This window comes from Citrobacter sp. Cpo015 (assembly GCF_030333035.1).
GTDB lineage: Bacteria > Pseudomonadota > Gammaproteobacteria > Enterobacterales > Enterobacteriaceae > Citrobacter > Citrobacter portucalensis.
Genome location: NZ_JAOWGS010000037.1, coordinates 77631 through 92946 on the forward strand (window position 1 = coordinate 77631; position 15316 = coordinate 92946).

The following is a 15316-nucleotide window of genomic DNA, read 5'->3' on the forward strand; positions in this document are numbered from 1 at the left end:
CCTTATTAATTCATCATCTATGACAGAGGAACATGTATGGGTGGTATCAGTATTTGGCAGTTGTTGATCATTGCCGTCATCGTTGTACTGCTATTTGGCACCAAGAAACTCGGCTCCATCGGTTCCGATCTTGGCGCGTCGATCAAAGGCTTCAAAAAAGCGATGGGTGATGATGAGCCTAAGCAAGATAAAACCAGCCAGGACGCTGATTTTACTGCTAAATCCATCACCGATAAGCAGGGTGAAGTGAAAAAGGAAGACGCCAAAAGCCAAGATAAAGAGCAGGTATAATCCGTGTTTGATATCGGTTTTAGCGAACTGTTATTGGTGTTCGTGATCGGCCTCATTGTTCTGGGGCCGCAACGATTACCTGTAGCGGTAAAAACGGTTGCTGGCTGGGTTCGCGCTTTGCGTTCCCTTGCAACTACTGTTCAGAATGAACTGACCCAGGAGCTTAAGCTTCAGGAGTTTCAGGACAGCCTGAAGAAAGTAGAGAAAGCAAGCCTGACAAATCTGACCCCGGAGCTGAAAGCGTCAATGGATGAGCTGCGTGAAGCGGCGGAATCGATGAAGCGTTCTTACAGCGTGCACGATCCTGAGAAAGCGAGCGATGAAGCGCACACTATCCATAATCCGGTGGTGAAAGAAGGTGAAGCGCAGCGAGAAGGGGTAACCCCTGCCGCCGCTGAAAACCAGGCCAGTTCGCCGGAGCAAAAACCGGAATCCACGGGTGCTAAAACGCCAGAGCAGACGGAAAACACTTCCGCCACGTTGATGGATGCAGAAAAGAAAGCTGCCGCACCTGTTGTCGAATCCTCCCCCTCGTCGAGTGATAAACCGTAAACATGGCTGTAGAAGATACCCAACCGCTCATTACGCATCTTATCGAGCTGCGTAAGCGACTCCTGAACTGCATTATTGCGGTTATCGTGATCTTTCTGGCGTTGGTTTACTTTGCCAACGACATTTACCATATGGTTGCGGCACCGCTGATTAAACAGATGCCGCAGGGTGCAACGATGATCGCCACCGATGTGGCCTCACCGTTCTTTACCCCTATAAAGTTAACCTTCATGGTGTCGCTGATCCTGTCAGCGCCAGTGATCCTCTACCAGGTATGGGCATTTATTGCGCCTGCTTTGTACAAACATGAACGTCGCCTGGTTGTGCCGCTGCTGGTCTCCAGCTCGTTGTTGTTCTACATCGGCATGGCATTCGCCTATTTTGTCGTCTTCCCGTTGGCGTTTGGTTTTCTGGCTAACACGGCTCCGCAAGGCGTGCAGGTATCGACGGACATTGCCAGCTATCTCAGCTTCGTAATGGCGCTATTTATGGCTTTCGGTGTCTCTTTTGAGGTCCCTGTCGCCATTGTGCTGCTATGCTGGATGGGCATTACGACACCTGAAGATTTACGTAAGAAACGACCTTACGTTGTGGTGGGAGCATTCGTCGTCGGGATGTTACTGACCCCGCCAGATGTCTTCTCGCAAACGTTGTTGGCGATACCGATGTACTGCCTGTTTGAAGTGGGCGTTTTCTTCTCTCGTTTCTATGTCGGTAAGCGACGTACGCGAGATGAGGACAACGAGGCTGAAGAAGCAAAAGAAGCCGAAGCCACCGAGAAAACAGAAGAGTAAATTCAACCGCCCGTCAGGGCGGTTGTCATATGGGAGGTAGCATGTTTGATATTGGCGTTAATTTAACCAGTTCACAATTTGCGAAAGACAGGGATGATGTTGTGGCGCGCGCCTTTGCTGCGGGCGTAAACGGTATGCTTCTGACCGGAACAAACCTGCACGAAAGCCAGCAGGCGCTGAAGTTGGCGCAACATTATCCGCATTGCTGGTCCACGGCTGGCGTGCACCCGCATGACAGTAGCCAATGGCAATCCTCAACGGAAGACGAGATTATCGCGCTGGCAAACCAGTCTGAGGTGGTCGCTATTGGCGAGTGCGGTCTGGATTTCAATCGCAATTTCTCCACGCCACAGGAGCAGGAACGTGCTTTTGAGGCACAACTGCGCATTGCCGCTGAACTGCAGATGCCGGTTTTCATGCATTGTCGGGATGCCCATGAGCGTTTTCTGACGTTGCTGGAGCCGTGGCTGGATAGTCTCCCGGGCGCGGTGCTGCACTGTTTTACCGGAACGCGGCAGGAGATGCAGGATTGTGTGGACCGAGGGCTTTATATTGGTATTACCGGCTGGGTCTGTGATGAGCGCCGTGGGATGGAACTGCGGGAACTGCTGCCGTTTATTCCGGTAGAAAGACTACTGATCGAAACCGATGCGCCTTACCTACTTCCTCGCGACTTAACGCCTAAACCGACGTCACGGCGCAATGAACCGGCGCACCTGCCACATATTCTTGAGCGTATTGCCCACTGGCGCGGAGAAGATCCTCAATGGCTGTCAGCAACCATTGATGCTAACGTCCGAACGTTGTTCGAAGTGACCTTCTAAACGGCTTAAATTTTTCGAAAACCGGTATTTTTCACGCTCTGCTTAACTTCTTTATTCAACAGGTTAAGCAGTAGCATGGAACGCGCTTCGCCATCCGGTTCGGTGAAGATCGCTTTTAGCCCCTCAAATGCCCCTTCAGTAATAATCACGCTGTCCCCTGGCTGAGGAGTTTGCGGGTCCACAATACCTTCAGGCTTGTAGATAGAAAGCTGGTGAATAACGGGAGAAGGGACGGTCGCAGGCGTCGCGCCAAAACGGACGAAATGGCTGACACCACGCGTGGCATTGATAGTGGTGGTGTGGATCACTTCCGGGTCGAACTCGACAAACATGTAATTAGGGAATAGTGGTTCACTGACTGTGGTACGTTTACCGCGCACTATTTTTTCCAGGGTGATCATAGGCGTCAGACAGTTCACCGCCTGTCTTTCCAGGTGTTCCTGGGCTCTCTGAAGTTGCCCACGTTTGCAGTACAGTAAATACCAGGATTGCATAATAACTCTTATCCGCTTGTTCTGAGCGCAAGCATAGCAAAAGCCATGCGTTAAGTTAATTATACCCACCTCAACGCAGGCTGAAACCCAATGGGTATATACGCCCGGGGCTTATATGTATCGCCAGAGTTCACGCTAATTTAACAAAAATACAGCATCACAATGATGAACGCCGTATAATGAAGCGCTTACGAAGAGGCCACAATGGACGCCATGAAATATCACGATTTACGCGACTTCCTGACGCTGCTTGAACAGCAGGGCGAGCTCAAACGCATTTCGCTTGAGGTGGATCCCCATCTGGAAATTACTGAAATTGCCGATCGCACTCTGCGTGCCGGTGGGCCTGCGTTACTGTTTGAGAATCCGAAAGGCTATTCAATGCCGGTGCTGTGTAACCTGTTTGGCACACCAAAGCGTGTTGCGATGGGGATGGGACAAGAAGATGTCTCGGCGCTACGAGAAGTCGGTAAACTGTTGGCGTTTTTGAAAGAGCCAGAGCCACCGAAAGGATTCCGCGATCTGTTTGATAAGCTGCCGCAGTTTAAGCAGGTGTTGAACATGCCGACTAAGCGGTTGCGCGGTGCGCCTTGTCAGCAAAAAATCTACTCGGGCGATGACGTTGATTTAAACCGCATTCCGATTATGACCTGCTGGCCGGAAGATGCCGCGCCGCTGATTACCTGGGGGCTCACCGTAACGCGTGGTCCGCATAAAGAGCGGCAGAATCTGGGCATCTATCGTCAGCAGCTGATTGGCAAAAACAAGCTCATTATGCGCTGGCTGTCCCATCGCGGCGGCGCGCTTGATTACCAGGAGTGGTGCGCAGCGCATCCGGGTGAACGCTTCCCGGTTTCTGTGGCGTTAGGAGCAGATCCTGCGACCATTCTGGGGGCCGTGACGCCGGTCCCTGATACATTATCCGAGTACGCATTTGCCGGGCTGTTGCGCGGAACCAAGACCGAAGTGGTTAAATGTATTTCCAACGACCTGGAAGTGCCTGCCAGCGCTGAAATCGTGCTGGAAGGGTATATTGAACCGGGCGAGCTGGCTCCGGAAGGGCCGTATGGCGATCATACCGGCTACTACAACGAAGTAGATAGCTTCCCGGTCTTTACCGTCACGCACATTACCCAGCGTGAAGATGCAATTTATCACTCTACCTATACCGGACGCCCGCCAGATGAACCCGCGGTGCTCGGCGTGGCGCTGAACGAAGTCTTCGTGCCTATTCTGCAAAAGCAGTTCCCGGAAATCGTCGATTTTTATCTACCTCCGGAAGGCTGTTCTTATCGCCTGGCCGTCGTGACGATGAAAAAACAGTACGCTGGTCATGCCAAACGCGTCATGATGGGCGTTTGGTCGTTTTTGCGTCAGTTTATGTACACCAAATTTGTTATTGTTTGCGATGATGACGTCAACGCACGCGACTGGAATGATGTGATTTGGGCAATTACTACCCGTATGGACCCGGCCCGGGATACGGTACTGGTAGAGAATACGCCAATTGATTACCTGGACTTTGCCTCGCCGGTTTCCGGCCTTGGTTCAAAAATGGGGCTGGATGCCACAAATAAATGGCCGGGCGAAACCCAACGCGAATGGGGACGTCCGATTAAAAAGGATCCTGAAGTGACTGCGCGCATTGACGCAATTTGGGATGAACTGGCCATCTTTAATGACGGCAAAAGCGCCTGAGGCGCGATCGTTTTGCCTATTGATCCGACAGAGAGAGCGCATGACAACCTTAAGCTGTAAAGTGACCTCGGTAGAAGCTATCACTGACACCGTATATCGCGTTCGTTTAGTGCCAGACGCGGCATTTTCCTTTCGTGCTGGCCAGTATTTAATGGTCGTGATGGATGAAAGGGATAAGCGTCCGTTCTCCATGGCATCAACGCCGGACGAGCAAGGATTCATTGAGCTGCATGTTGGCGCCTCTGAGCTAAATCTTTACGCCATGGCTGTGATGGACCGTATTCTGAAAGACCGGGAAATCAAGGTCGACATTCCGCATGGCGAAGCCTGGCTGCGAGATGAAGACGAGCGCCCGCTGATCCTGATTGCCGGTGGTACAGGTTTCTCTTACGTGCGTTCTATTCTGCTTACCGCGCTGGCGCGTAATCCAAATCGCGATATCACCATTTACTGGGGTGGTCGCGAGGAGAAGCATCTCTACGATCTCTCCGAGCTGGAAGCGCTGTCTGTGAACCACCCGAATCTGCGCGTTGAGCCGGTGGTGGAACAGCCTGAAGACGGCTGGCGTGGTCGTACGGGAACCGTGTTAACGGCAGTATTGCAGGATTACGGTACCCTGGCGGAGCATGATATCTACATCGCTGGTCGTTTCGAAATGGCCAAAATCGCGCGCGATCTGTTCTGTAATGAACGCAGTGCGCGTGAAGATCGCCTGTTTGGCGACGCTTTCGCGTTCATTTAAGCGCTGTGCGCCGGAGTCCTTCCGGCGCATTCCTCACCAACCTTACTTCTTCTAACAGGGTGCAAGCCCGGTCTCGTTGTTTCTCTTTTTCACCACGTTTTTTAGTAAACATGTTTTTCCTATCTATTAATCACAAAACTTAGCTTTTGTGACAGGTCTCTTTTTGTTTAGTAAACAAAATTGGCAAACTAGACGCAATCAAATTGCAAGGCGCAAACGAGGAAGACCATGAGACTCGGACTGGATATTGGCGGGACTAAAATCGAAGCGGTGGTGATTGATAACGCGGGTGAAATTGTTTACCGCGAGCGATGCGCGACACCAAAGCAGAGTTACGGTGATTTTTTCCAGGCCGTGACGGAGATGATTGCTAAGGCCAGACTGGCCGTTAATCAGCCTTTATCGGTTGGCGTTGGGGTGCCCGGTGCGGTGGATAGCGAAAGGTTAATCAAAAACTCCAACATTCTGGTGCTGAATCAGCAGGCCTTTGCGCAAGATCTTGAGCAAGCGTTAGGGATGGCTGTGCCCGTCACCAACGATGCTAACTGCTTTACGCTGTCAGAGGCGATGGACGGCAGCGGGTATGGACACAGCGTCGTTTTTGGCGTCATCCTCGGTACCGGTTGCGGCGGTGGACTATGCATCGATAACCGCTTGATCTCTGGACCTAACGCCTGCGCAGGAGAGTGGGGGCATAATGCCTTGCCGCGTTATCATGAATCCCGGGATGGGGCCGCAGTGACATGCTATTGTGGGCAGTTGAACTGCATCGAGAGCTTTATTTCTGGCAGCGGCCTGGAACGCCAGTATTTGAATCACACCGCGCAACATGCGGGTGTGCCACAAATTATGCGACAGGTAGAATCGGGTGATGCAGATGCCTGTTTGTTATGGGAACGCTATTGCGATCAACTGGCGCGTGCGTTGGCAAGCGTGGTGAATACGCTCGATCCCGATGTCATTGTGTTGGGGGGCGGGGTATCTAATATCGATTTACTGTATTCGGGTTTACAGGCGCGAGTGGCGCAGTACGTATTTGGTAAGCAGTGCCGCACACCGATAGTTCGGGCCCGTCACGGCGACAGCAGCGGCGTACGCGGCGCGGCCTGGCTGGGGGCGCAACAAGCCATAGTAGAATCAATGAGAGTGAAATGACGAAACCTGTACGTATCAGAGATATTGCCGAAGCTTGTGGTGTTTCAGTTGGTGCAGTTTCCCGCGCCCTAAAAGGGCAGCCGGGGCTGCGTGAAGACACCCGGCTGCGCATTATTTCTGTGGCGCAGCAGCAGGGTTATGATTTTTCCCGTCTGCGCACTGACAAGATCAAACGCGTCCTGTTTTTGCTTCACCGCCAGCACAATATCAGCCGGGCATTGCCGTTTTACTCTCAACTGCTGCTGGGCATAGAAGATAACTGTCGTGACCATGGTATTGCGCTGAGCTTTCTCTCCATTGGTCCAGGCGATGCAGTGAGTGAACAGGTGCTGCTGCACCAGCCTGATGCGCTGATCTGTGCCGGATTTTTTGAGCCTGAATTACTTGGCTTGCTGCAACAGATGAAGCTGCCGTTGGTGCTGGTGGATCTCTGGGCGCCGGGCCTGCCTTGCGTGAATCCGGACAACACCCAGGGCGGTTATCTGGCTACACAACATTTGATTGCACAAGGTCGCAGCCGTATTGCTTTTCTTGCCAGCACGCTTGCGCACTACAGCATCCGTCAGCGCGAGAAGGGTTACCGTCAGGCATTGTATGAGGCCCGTTTGCTGATGCCGCCAGAGTATGAAGCCATTGCGCCGCCGCTGCTGGATACCGAGCAATCTTTGGGGGAGGCGGTGAATGAATTGCTCAGTCTGCCAGAGCCGCCCGACGCTATTTTTGCCTATAACGATGCGGCAGCGCTGGTTGTTCAACGGGTGTGTGCGCAGCAGGGTATACGTATCCCGGAAGATCTTGCGCTGGTTGGGTTTGATGATATCGATGCTGCGGCCTGGTCACATCCACCACTCACCACCATTGCGGTTGATAAACAACAATTGGGGCGTGAAGCGCTGCGTTTATTGCTGGAAGAAAATCAGGAAGAGAATCTGCTGTTGCCGGTGCAGTTAGTGGTACGTGGTAGTTCAGAGAAATAAAAAACCCGCCCCTGACAGGCGGGAAGAACGGCAACTAAATTGTTATACAATGGCATTTGTGTTGTAGGCCGGATAAGACGTATCAGCGTCGCCATCCGGCATAGTCGCCGGGGGCGCTTCGCTTGCCCGGCCTACAATAAGTCACATGCTTTGATTAAACTCGCTCAAATACCGTCGCGATGCCCTGGCCTAACCCGATACACATTGTCGCCAGGCCAAACTGTACGTCTTTACGTTCCATCAGATTGAGCAGGGTGGTGCTGATACGCGCCCCAGAGCAACCCAACGGATGGCCCAAAGCGATCGCCCCGCCGTTGAGGTTGATCTTCTCATCGATCTGCTCCATCAGCCCCAGATCTTTAATGCACGGCAGGATCTGAGCGGCAAAGGCTTCGTTCATCTCAAACAAACCGATATCGCTGGTGGAGAGTCCCGCTTTTTTCAGCGCCAGTTTTGAGGCCGGAACCGGACCATAACCCATAATTGAAGGGTCGCAACCAACAACAGCCATCGAACGAATACGGGCACGCGGCGTCAGACCCAGCTCACGGGCGCGGCTTTCGCTCATGACCAGCATCGCCGCTGCGCCGTCGGAGAGCGCGGAGGAGGTACCGGCAGTGACCGTTCCGCTAACCGGATCGAACGCCGGGCGCAGGGTGGAGAGCGCTTCAACGGTTGTCTCCGGACGGATAACCTCATCGTAGTTAAACTGCTTCAGTACGCCGTCGGCATCATGGCCGCCGGTCGGGATGATTTCGTTTTTAAATGCGCCAGACTGTGTTGCAGCCCAGGCGCGAGCATGTGAACGTGCGGCGAAAGCATCCTGCATTTCACGGCTGATGCCGTGCATGCGAGAGAGCATTTCCGCAGTCAGACCCATCATTCCCGCGGCTTTTGCCACGTTGCGGCTCATGCCAGGATGGAAATCAACGCCGTGGCTCATTGGTACATGGCCCATATGCTCCACGCCGCCAATCAAGCACGCCTGAGCATCGCCGGTCATGATCATGCGTGCCGCGTCGTGCAGCGCCTGCATTGATGAACCGCACAGGCGGTTGACCGTGACGGCTGGAACGGAGTGCGGAACTTCCGCCAGCAGCGCGGCGTTACGGGCGATGTTGAAACCCTGCTCCAGCGTTTGCTGCACACAGCCCCAGTAAATATCATCAAGCGCGGATGGCTCCAGCGCAGGATTTCGCGCCAGCAGGCTACGCATTAAGTGTGCGGAGAGATCTTCTGCCCGCACGTTACGAAACGCGCCCCCTTTCGAACGGCCCATCGGGGTACGGATCGCATCAACAATTACAACCTGTTCCATTGTGACTCCTTAAGCCGTTTTCAGGCTGCCAACCGGGCGGGCAGGCTCAACCTGGGGATAATACGGTTCGTTATGGCGCGCCTTATCACGCAGACCAGCCGGAACTTCATACAGCGCTCCGAGGTGCTGATACTGCTGGGCCATATCGAGATACTTCGCGCTGCCGAGCGTATCCAGCCAGCGGAACGCGCCGCCGTGGAACGGAGGGAAGCCCAGGCCATACACCAGCGCCATGTCGGCTTCTGCCGGGCTGGCGATAATGCCTTCTTCCAGACAACGCACCACTTCGTTGACCATTGGGATCATCATGCGAGCGATAATCTCTTCATCACTGAAGTCGCGTTTCGGCTGGCTGACTTCTGCCAGCAGATCGTCAACGGTGGCATCCTCTTCTTTCTTCGGCTTGCCCTTGTTGTCTTCTTTATAACGCCAGAATCCAAGACCGTTTTTCTGTCCGAAACGGTTCGCATCAAACAGGGCGTCTATCGCGTCGCGATAATCTTTCTGCATACGCTGAGGGAAGCCTGCGGACATCACTGCCTGCGCGTGATGTGCGGTATCAATTCCCACCACGTCCAGCAGATAAGCCGGGCCCATCGGCCAGCCAAACTGTTTTTCCATGACTTTGTCGACTTTGCGGAAATCCGCCCCATCGCGCAGCAGCTGGCTGAAACCGGCAAAATACGGGAACAGCACGCGGTTCACGAAGAAACCGGGGCAGTCGTTGACCACAATTGGGGTTTTGCCCATCTGGCTTGCCCAAGCGACAACTTTGGCGATGGTTTCATCCGAGCTTTTCTCGCCGCGAATAATCTCAACCAGTGGCATGCGGTGTACTGGGTTAAAGAAGTGCATCCCACAGAAGTTTTCCGGGCGCTTGAGCGCGCTGGCCAGCTCGTTGATTGGGATGGTGGAGGTATTTGAAGCCAGTACGGTGTCCGGGCGTACCTGATCTTCGGTTTCTGCCAGTACCGCTTTTTTCACTTTCGGGTTTTCCACGACAGCTTCAACCACCACGTCCACACGCTCAAAACCGCTATAGTCGAGGGTTGGATGAATAGTGGAAATCACACCCGCCATTTTCAGACCGTCAATTTTGCCGCGCTCAAGCTGTTTGTTCAGCAGCTTGGCCGCTTCGGTCATGCCCAGCGTTAATGATTTGTCGTTGATATCTTTCATGACAACCGGCACGCCTTTCCAGGCTGACTGGTAAGCGATGCCGCCGCCCATAATGCCCGCGCCCAGCACCGCAGCTTGCTTCGGTGCTTCAATATTTTTGGTGAGTTTTTTGGCTTTGGCTTTGACGAACTGATCGTTAAGGAAGATCCCAACCAGCGCGCGAGCTTCACTGGTGTGCGCCAGTGGAACAAAGCTTTTATTTTCCAGATTCAGCGCTTCTTCGCGGCCAAAACGGGCCGCTGCTTCAATGGTTTTTACCGCGGTAATCGGCGCGGGATAATGCTTCCCTGCCGTCTGTGCCACCATGCCTTTAGCGATGGTAAAGCTCATAGCCGCTTCAATTTTGCTGAGTTTCAACGGCTCCAGCTTCGGCTGACGTTTGGCCTTCCAGTCGAGGTCGCCGTTAATCGCCTGACGTAATACTGTGATCGCGCCATCAAGCAGTTTGTCTTGCTTCACTACGCCATCGACCAGGCCGATTTTTAGCGCCTGCTCAGCACCAACATCCTTACCTGCCGCAATAATTTCCAGCGCGCTGTCCGCACCCAGCATACGTGGCATACGCACGGAGCCGCCAAAGCCCGGCATAATGCCCAGCTTGGTTTCCGGCAGGCCAATGCGCAGGTCCGGCGTTGCCAGACGATAATCGGTTGCCAGAACACACTCGCAGCCGCCACCCAGCGCGTAGCCGTTTACTGCTGACAGGGTCGGAACAGGCAGATCTTCGAGGCGATTAAAGACGCTGTTGGCAAAATGCAGCCACTGGCTCAGTTGTTCTTCAGGCACGAGGAACAGTGAAAGGAATTCGGTGATATCGGCACCAACAATAAAGGCTGCTTTGTTAGAACGCAGCAGCAGCCCTTTTAAATTCGGTTGTTTTTCCAGCACATCAAGCGCATGGCCCAGGCTGGCAACGGTGGCCGTGTCGAGTTTATTGACCGAACCAGGGGCATCGAACACCAGTTCGGCGATGCCATCTTCCAGCCAGTCGAGGTACAGGGTGTCGCCTTTGTAAAGCATGTCAGTCTCCTGAATCCGCAAGGTGATCTGGTCATACCAGATAAATCGAAGTGTGTGTTTTATGTTAATAAAATGCAAATGAATGATTAAAGAAATGACGATTCGATCACGCTCGGCAGAAATCACGCACTCACAAAGCGATGTGCTAAGATGCGGAGACTTGAGGTCAAAAAACAGAAGGATAGAAAATGGAATCGCTGGCCGCACTCTATAAAAATCATATCGTTACCTTACAGGAACGGACGCGCGACGCGCTGGATCGCTTCAAACTGGATGCGTTACTTATTCACTCTGGCGAACTTGTTAACGTCTTTCTCGACGATCATCCATATCCGTTTAAGGTCAATCCACAATTTAAAGCCTGGGTGCCTGTAACACAGGTTCCTAACTGCTGGTTGCTGGTGGATGGCGTAAACAAGCCGAAACTGTGGTTCTACCTGCCGGTCGATTACTGGCACAACGTTGAGCCGCTACCAACCTCTTTCTGGACGGAAGAAATCGAGATCATCGCGCTGCCGAAAGCGGATGGTATCGGTAGCCAACTGCCTGCTGCTCGAGGCAATATTGGTTATATCGGCCCGGTTCCGGAACGTGCGCTGCAACTGGACATCGCGGCCAGCAACATCAACCCGAAAGGGGTGATCGACTACCTGCATTATTACCGCGCCTATAAAACGGAATACGAACTGGCCTGTATGCGCGAAGCGCAGAAAATGGCGGTAAATGGACACCGTGCCGCAGAAGAAGCGTTCCGTTCCGGAATGAGCGAGTTTGACATCAACCTCGCTTACCTGACTGCCACCGGTCACCGCGACACCGACGTGCCATACAGCAACATCGTGGCGCTTAACGAGCATGCTTCGGTTCTTCATTATACCAAGCTGGATCATCAGGCACCGTCTGAAATCCGCAGCTTCCTGCTCGACGCTGGTGCGGAATACAACGGCTATGCGGCAGACCTGACGCGTACCTGGTCGGCGAAAAACGACAACGACTATGCGCATCTGGTGAAAGACGTTAACGACGAAGAGCTGGCGCTGATTGCCACCATGAAAGCAGGCACCAGCTACGTGGATTATCACATTCAGTTCCATCAGCGTATCGCGAAGCTGCTGCGTAAGCATCAAATCATCACCGGTATGAGTGAAGAAGCGATGGTGGAAAACGATCTTACCGGGCCGTTTATGCCGCACGGTATTGGTCACCCGCTGGGTCTGCAGGTGCATGATGTCGCAGGCTTTATGCAGGATGACAGCGGTACTCATCTGGCCGCGCCGTCGAAGTATCCTTACCTGCGTTGCACCCGCGTACTGCAACCAGGCATGGTTCTGACCATCGAACCGGGCATTTACTTCATTGAATCTCTGTTGGCACCGTGGCGTGAAGGACAGTTCAGCAAGCACTTCAACTGGCAGAAAATTGAAGCACTGAAACCGTTCGGCGGTATTCGTATTGAAGACAACGTGGTGGTCCACGAAAACAATATCGAAAACATGACGCGGGATTTGAAACTGGCGTAATGGACAGTTGGTTAATCCCTGCGGCGCCGGTTAGCGTCGTCGAAGAGATCAAAAAAAGCCGCTTCATTACGCTGCTCGCCCATACGGACGGCGTAGAAGCGGCAAAGGCGTTTGTTGAGTCAGTCAAAGCGGAACACCCGGACGCCCGCCACCATTGTGTGGCGTGGGTGGCGGGTGCGCCCAATGACTCGCAGCAGCTAGGGTTTTCAGACGATGGCGAACCGGCGGGTACGGCAGGTAAACCGATGCTTGCGCAGCTGATGGGGAGCGGTGTCGGCGAGATTACCGCTGTAGTCGTGCGCTACTACGGCGGTATCCTTCTCGGTACTGGAGGGTTGGTAAAAGCCTACGGTGGTGGTGTGAATCAGGCGTTGCGCCAGTTAACGACACAGCGCAAGACGCCATTAACCGAATATACTTTGCAGTGTGAGTACGGTCAGCTGGCAGGCATTGAAGCCTTGCTGGGGCAGTTTGACGGTAAAGTCGTTGCCAGTGATTACCAGGCTTTTGTTCGGCTCAGGGTGGCGCTTCCTTTTGCCAAAGTGGATGAGTTTTCGGCAAAACTGGCGGATTTTAGTCGTGGTTCATTGCAATTGTTAGCGATTGAAGAATAATCCCCACCTCATTTTAAAGAACTAAGGAAGCGGCAGAGATGCATTTTCGCGCCATCACCCGAATCGTTGGACTACTGGTCATCTTATTCTCGGGGACAATGATTATCCCCGGACTGGTAGCGCTCATCTACCGCGATGGGGCAGGGCGTGCATTCACCCAAACTTTCTTCGTTGCTCTGGCGATCGGCTCCATGCTGTGGTGGCCAAACCGTAAAGAGAAGGGTGAACTGAAATCGCGCGAAGGATTTCTGATTGTCGTTTTGTTCTGGACCGTTCTGGGCAGTGTGGGTGCGCTACCGTTCATCTTTGCGGAAAGCCCTAACCTAACGATAACCGACGCTTTTTTTGAATCCTTTTCCGGATTAACCACTACAGGTGCGACGACGCTGGTGGGGCTGGATTCATTGCCACACGCGATTCTCTTTTATCGCCAGATGCTGCAATGGTTCGGCGGGATGGGGATCATCGTGCTGGCGGTGGCTATCCTGCCTATTCTTGGCGTTGGTGGGATGCAGCTCTATCGTGCAGAAATGCCGGGGCCGCTGAAAGATAATAAAATGCGCCCGCGTATTGCCGAAACGGCGAAAACGCTATGGCTAATCTATGTATTACTGACGGTGGCGTGCGCGCTGGCGCTATGGTTTGCCGGGATGCCCGCGTTTGACGCCATTGGGCACAGTTTTGCCACAATCGCCATCGGTGGTTTTTCCACACACGATGCCAGTGTGGGGTATTTCGACAGTCCCACGATTAACACCATCATTGCTATCTTCTTGCTGATCTCCGGTTGTAACTATGGTCTGCACTTCTCTTTATTAAGTGGGCGTAGTCTGAAGGTCTACTGGCGGGATCCGGAATTCCGCATGTTTATCGGCGTGCAGTTGACGCTGGTGGCAGTCTGTACGCTGGTGCTATGGATACACAATACCTATGGCTCGGCGCTCACGACGATCAACCAGGCCTTTTTCCAGGTGGTATCGATGGCGACGACCGCCGGGTTTACTACGGACAGTATTGCCCGCTGGCCGCTGTTTCTGCCAGTGCTGTTGCTGTGTTCTGCTTTTATCGGCGGCTGTGCCGGGTCGACGGGCGGTGGCTTGAAGGTGATTCGTATCCTGCTGCTGTTTAAGCAGGGTAACCGCGAATTGAAACGACTGGTCCATCCGAATGCGGTTTACAGTATCAAACTGGGTAACCGTGCGTTGCCGGAGCGAATTCTTGAAGCCGTATGGGGATTCTTCTCTGCCTATGCGCTGGTCTTTATTATCAGTATGCTGGCGATTATTGCGACCGGTGTTGATGACTTCTCCGCGTTTGCCTCCGTAGTGGCAACGTTGAATAACCTGGGGCCTGGACTGGGGGTTGTCGCCGACAACTTTGCCAGTATGAACCCTGTGGCGAAGTGGATCCTGATTGCCAATATGCTGTTTGGTCGTCTGGAGGTCTTTACTCTGCTGGTGCTCTTTACCCCTACCTTCTGGCGTGAATAATGGAGTAACACGTGAAAACACTGATTCTTTTTTCTTCCCGGGACGGACAAACGCGTGAAATCGCTGAATATCTGGCTTCTGAACTCAAAGAGCTGGGCGTTTGGGCAGATGTTGTTAATTTGCATCGTACCGCGGAGCCGGACTGGCAAAATTATGACAGCGTGGTAATTGGCGCCTCGATTCGCTACGGTCATTACCATGCTGCTTTTCAGGAGTTTGTGAAAAAGCATGCCACACGGCTGAATTCGATGCCGAGCGCGTTCTACTCCGTAAACCTCGTAGCCCGTAAGCCGGAGAAACGTACGCCGCAAACCAACAGCTATGCGCGTAAGTTCCTGATGAGTTCGCCGTGGCGACCAGACCACAGTGCAGTTATTGCGGGTGCTTTGCTGTATCCACGCTATCGCTGGTATGACCGCGTTATGATCCAACTGATAATGAAGATGTCAGGTGGTGAAACGGATACGAATAAAGAAGTGGTGTATACCGATTGGGAACAGGTTGCGAGATTCGCGCGGGAAATAGCCCAATTAACCAACAAAGCGTTGTTAAAATAAGCGCAAAGAATAAAAAATACGCACTCGGAAGATTATTTTAAATTTCCCCTTGTCAGCCTGAAATAACTCCCTATAATGCGCCTCCACTGAC

Annotated in this window: 15 protein-coding genes; 12 read left to right on the forward strand and 3 right to left on the reverse strand. The window is 53.1% G+C overall.

From position 1 onward, the window contains the following. Positions 1–36: 36 nt before the first annotated feature. Genes tatA through tatD form a run of 4 tightly spaced genes read left to right on the forward strand, consistent with a single transcriptional unit; the run spans position 37 to position 2461 of the window. Positions 37–291 (forward strand): Sec-independent protein translocase subunit TatA, encoded by a 255-nt coding sequence (gene tatA / locus OGY67_RS16170; protein ID WP_003017888.1) that lies wholly within the window; start codon positions 37–39, stop codon positions 289–291. Positions 292–294: 3 nt separating this feature from the next. Beyond that, on the forward strand, positions 295–843 hold the full coding sequence (tatB, locus tag OGY67_RS16175; protein WP_048227528.1) for a Sec-independent protein translocase protein TatB: 549 nt from the start codon (positions 295–297) through the stop codon (positions 841–843). A 2-nt stretch (positions 844–845) separates the two neighbouring features. Then, positions 846–1637, forward strand: coding sequence for a Sec-independent protein translocase subunit TatC (gene tatC, locus OGY67_RS16180; RefSeq protein ID WP_003828911.1), 792 nt, complete (start codon positions 846–848; stop codon positions 1635–1637). A 41-nt stretch (positions 1638–1678) separates the two neighbouring features. After that, on the forward strand, positions 1679–2461 hold the full coding sequence (gene tatD, locus OGY67_RS16185; protein ID WP_032945714.1) for a 3'-5' ssDNA/RNA exonuclease TatD: 783 nt from the start codon (positions 1679–1681) through the stop codon (positions 2459–2461). A 5-nt stretch (positions 2462–2466) separates the two neighbouring features. Here tatD and rfaH read toward each other — a convergent pair whose 3' ends face one another. Continuing rightward, a complete protein-coding gene (gene rfaH / locus OGY67_RS16190; protein ID WP_003017881.1) occupies positions 2467–2955 on the reverse strand; it encodes a transcription/translation regulatory transformer protein RfaH in 489 nt (162 codons plus the stop codon). 204 nt (positions 2956–3159) lie between these two features. On the opposite strand from rfaH, the gene ubiD reads away from it, so the two are divergent. The 4 genes from ubiD to OGY67_RS16210 all read left to right on the forward strand — a co-directional run bounded on the left by ubiD (position 3160) and on the right by OGY67_RS16210 (position 7527). Beyond that, on the forward strand, positions 3160–4653 hold the full coding sequence (gene ubiD / locus OGY67_RS16195; RefSeq protein WP_003828905.1) for a 4-hydroxy-3-polyprenylbenzoate decarboxylase: 1494 nt from the start codon (positions 3160–3162) through the stop codon (positions 4651–4653). Between the two features lie 40 nt (positions 4654–4693). Next, positions 4694–5395: an NAD(P)H-flavin reductase gene (fre, locus tag OGY67_RS16200; RefSeq protein WP_003828903.1), complete on the forward strand. Its 702-nt coding sequence runs from the start codon at positions 4694–4696 to the stop codon at positions 5393–5395. Positions 5396–5623: 228 nt separating this feature from the next. Beyond that, positions 5624–6550: an ROK family protein gene (locus tag OGY67_RS16205; RefSeq protein WP_267446650.1), complete on the forward strand. Its 927-nt coding sequence runs from the start codon at positions 5624–5626 to the stop codon at positions 6548–6550. Beyond that, positions 6547–7527, forward strand: coding sequence for a LacI family DNA-binding transcriptional regulator (locus tag OGY67_RS16210; RefSeq protein ID WP_267446649.1), 981 nt, complete (start codon positions 6547–6549; stop codon positions 7525–7527). Before OGY67_RS16205 ends, OGY67_RS16210 begins: the two co-directional genes overlap by 4 nt. A 154-nt stretch (positions 7528–7681) precedes the next feature. Here OGY67_RS16210 and fadA read toward each other — a convergent pair whose 3' ends face one another. Continuing rightward, on the reverse strand, positions 7682–8845 hold the full coding sequence (fadA, locus tag OGY67_RS16215) for an acetyl-CoA C-acyltransferase FadA (RefSeq protein ID WP_003828895.1): 1164 nt from the start codon (positions 8843–8845) through the stop codon (positions 7682–7684). 9 nt (positions 8846–8854) lie between these two features. Then, the gene (fadB, locus tag OGY67_RS16220) at positions 8855–11044 is read right to left on the reverse strand and encodes a fatty acid oxidation complex subunit alpha FadB (RefSeq protein ID WP_286574176.1); all 2190 of its coding nucleotides are present in this window, start codon (positions 11042–11044) and stop codon (positions 8855–8857) included. Positions 11045–11232: 188 nt separating this feature from the next. Between fadB and pepQ the strand changes: the two genes are divergently transcribed. The 4 genes from pepQ to hemG are packed head-to-tail and all read left to right on the forward strand — an operon-like array spanning position 11233 to position 15225. Next, on the forward strand, positions 11233–12564 hold the full coding sequence (gene pepQ, locus OGY67_RS16225) for a Xaa-Pro dipeptidase (RefSeq protein ID WP_008787103.1): 1332 nt from the start codon (positions 11233–11235) through the stop codon (positions 12562–12564). Then, positions 12564–13178, forward strand: a complete 615-nt coding sequence (locus tag OGY67_RS16230) for an IMPACT family protein (protein WP_003017851.1) — start codon at positions 12564–12566, stop codon at positions 13176–13178. Before pepQ ends, OGY67_RS16230 begins: the two co-directional genes overlap by 1 nt. A 38-nt stretch (positions 13179–13216) precedes the next feature. Continuing rightward, positions 13217–14668 carry a Trk system potassium transporter TrkH gene (gene trkH, locus OGY67_RS16235; protein ID WP_003017848.1) on the forward strand — a complete coding sequence of 484 codons (1452 nt, stop codon included), beginning with the start codon at positions 13217–13219 and terminating at the stop codon, positions 14666–14668. Positions 14669–14679: 11 nt separating this feature from the next. Continuing rightward, complete coding sequence (gene hemG, locus OGY67_RS16240) at positions 14680–15225, forward strand: menaquinone-dependent protoporphyrinogen IX dehydrogenase (RefSeq protein WP_032945724.1); 546 nt, start codon at positions 14680–14682, stop codon at positions 15223–15225. Positions 15226–15316: the final 91 nt, after the last annotated feature.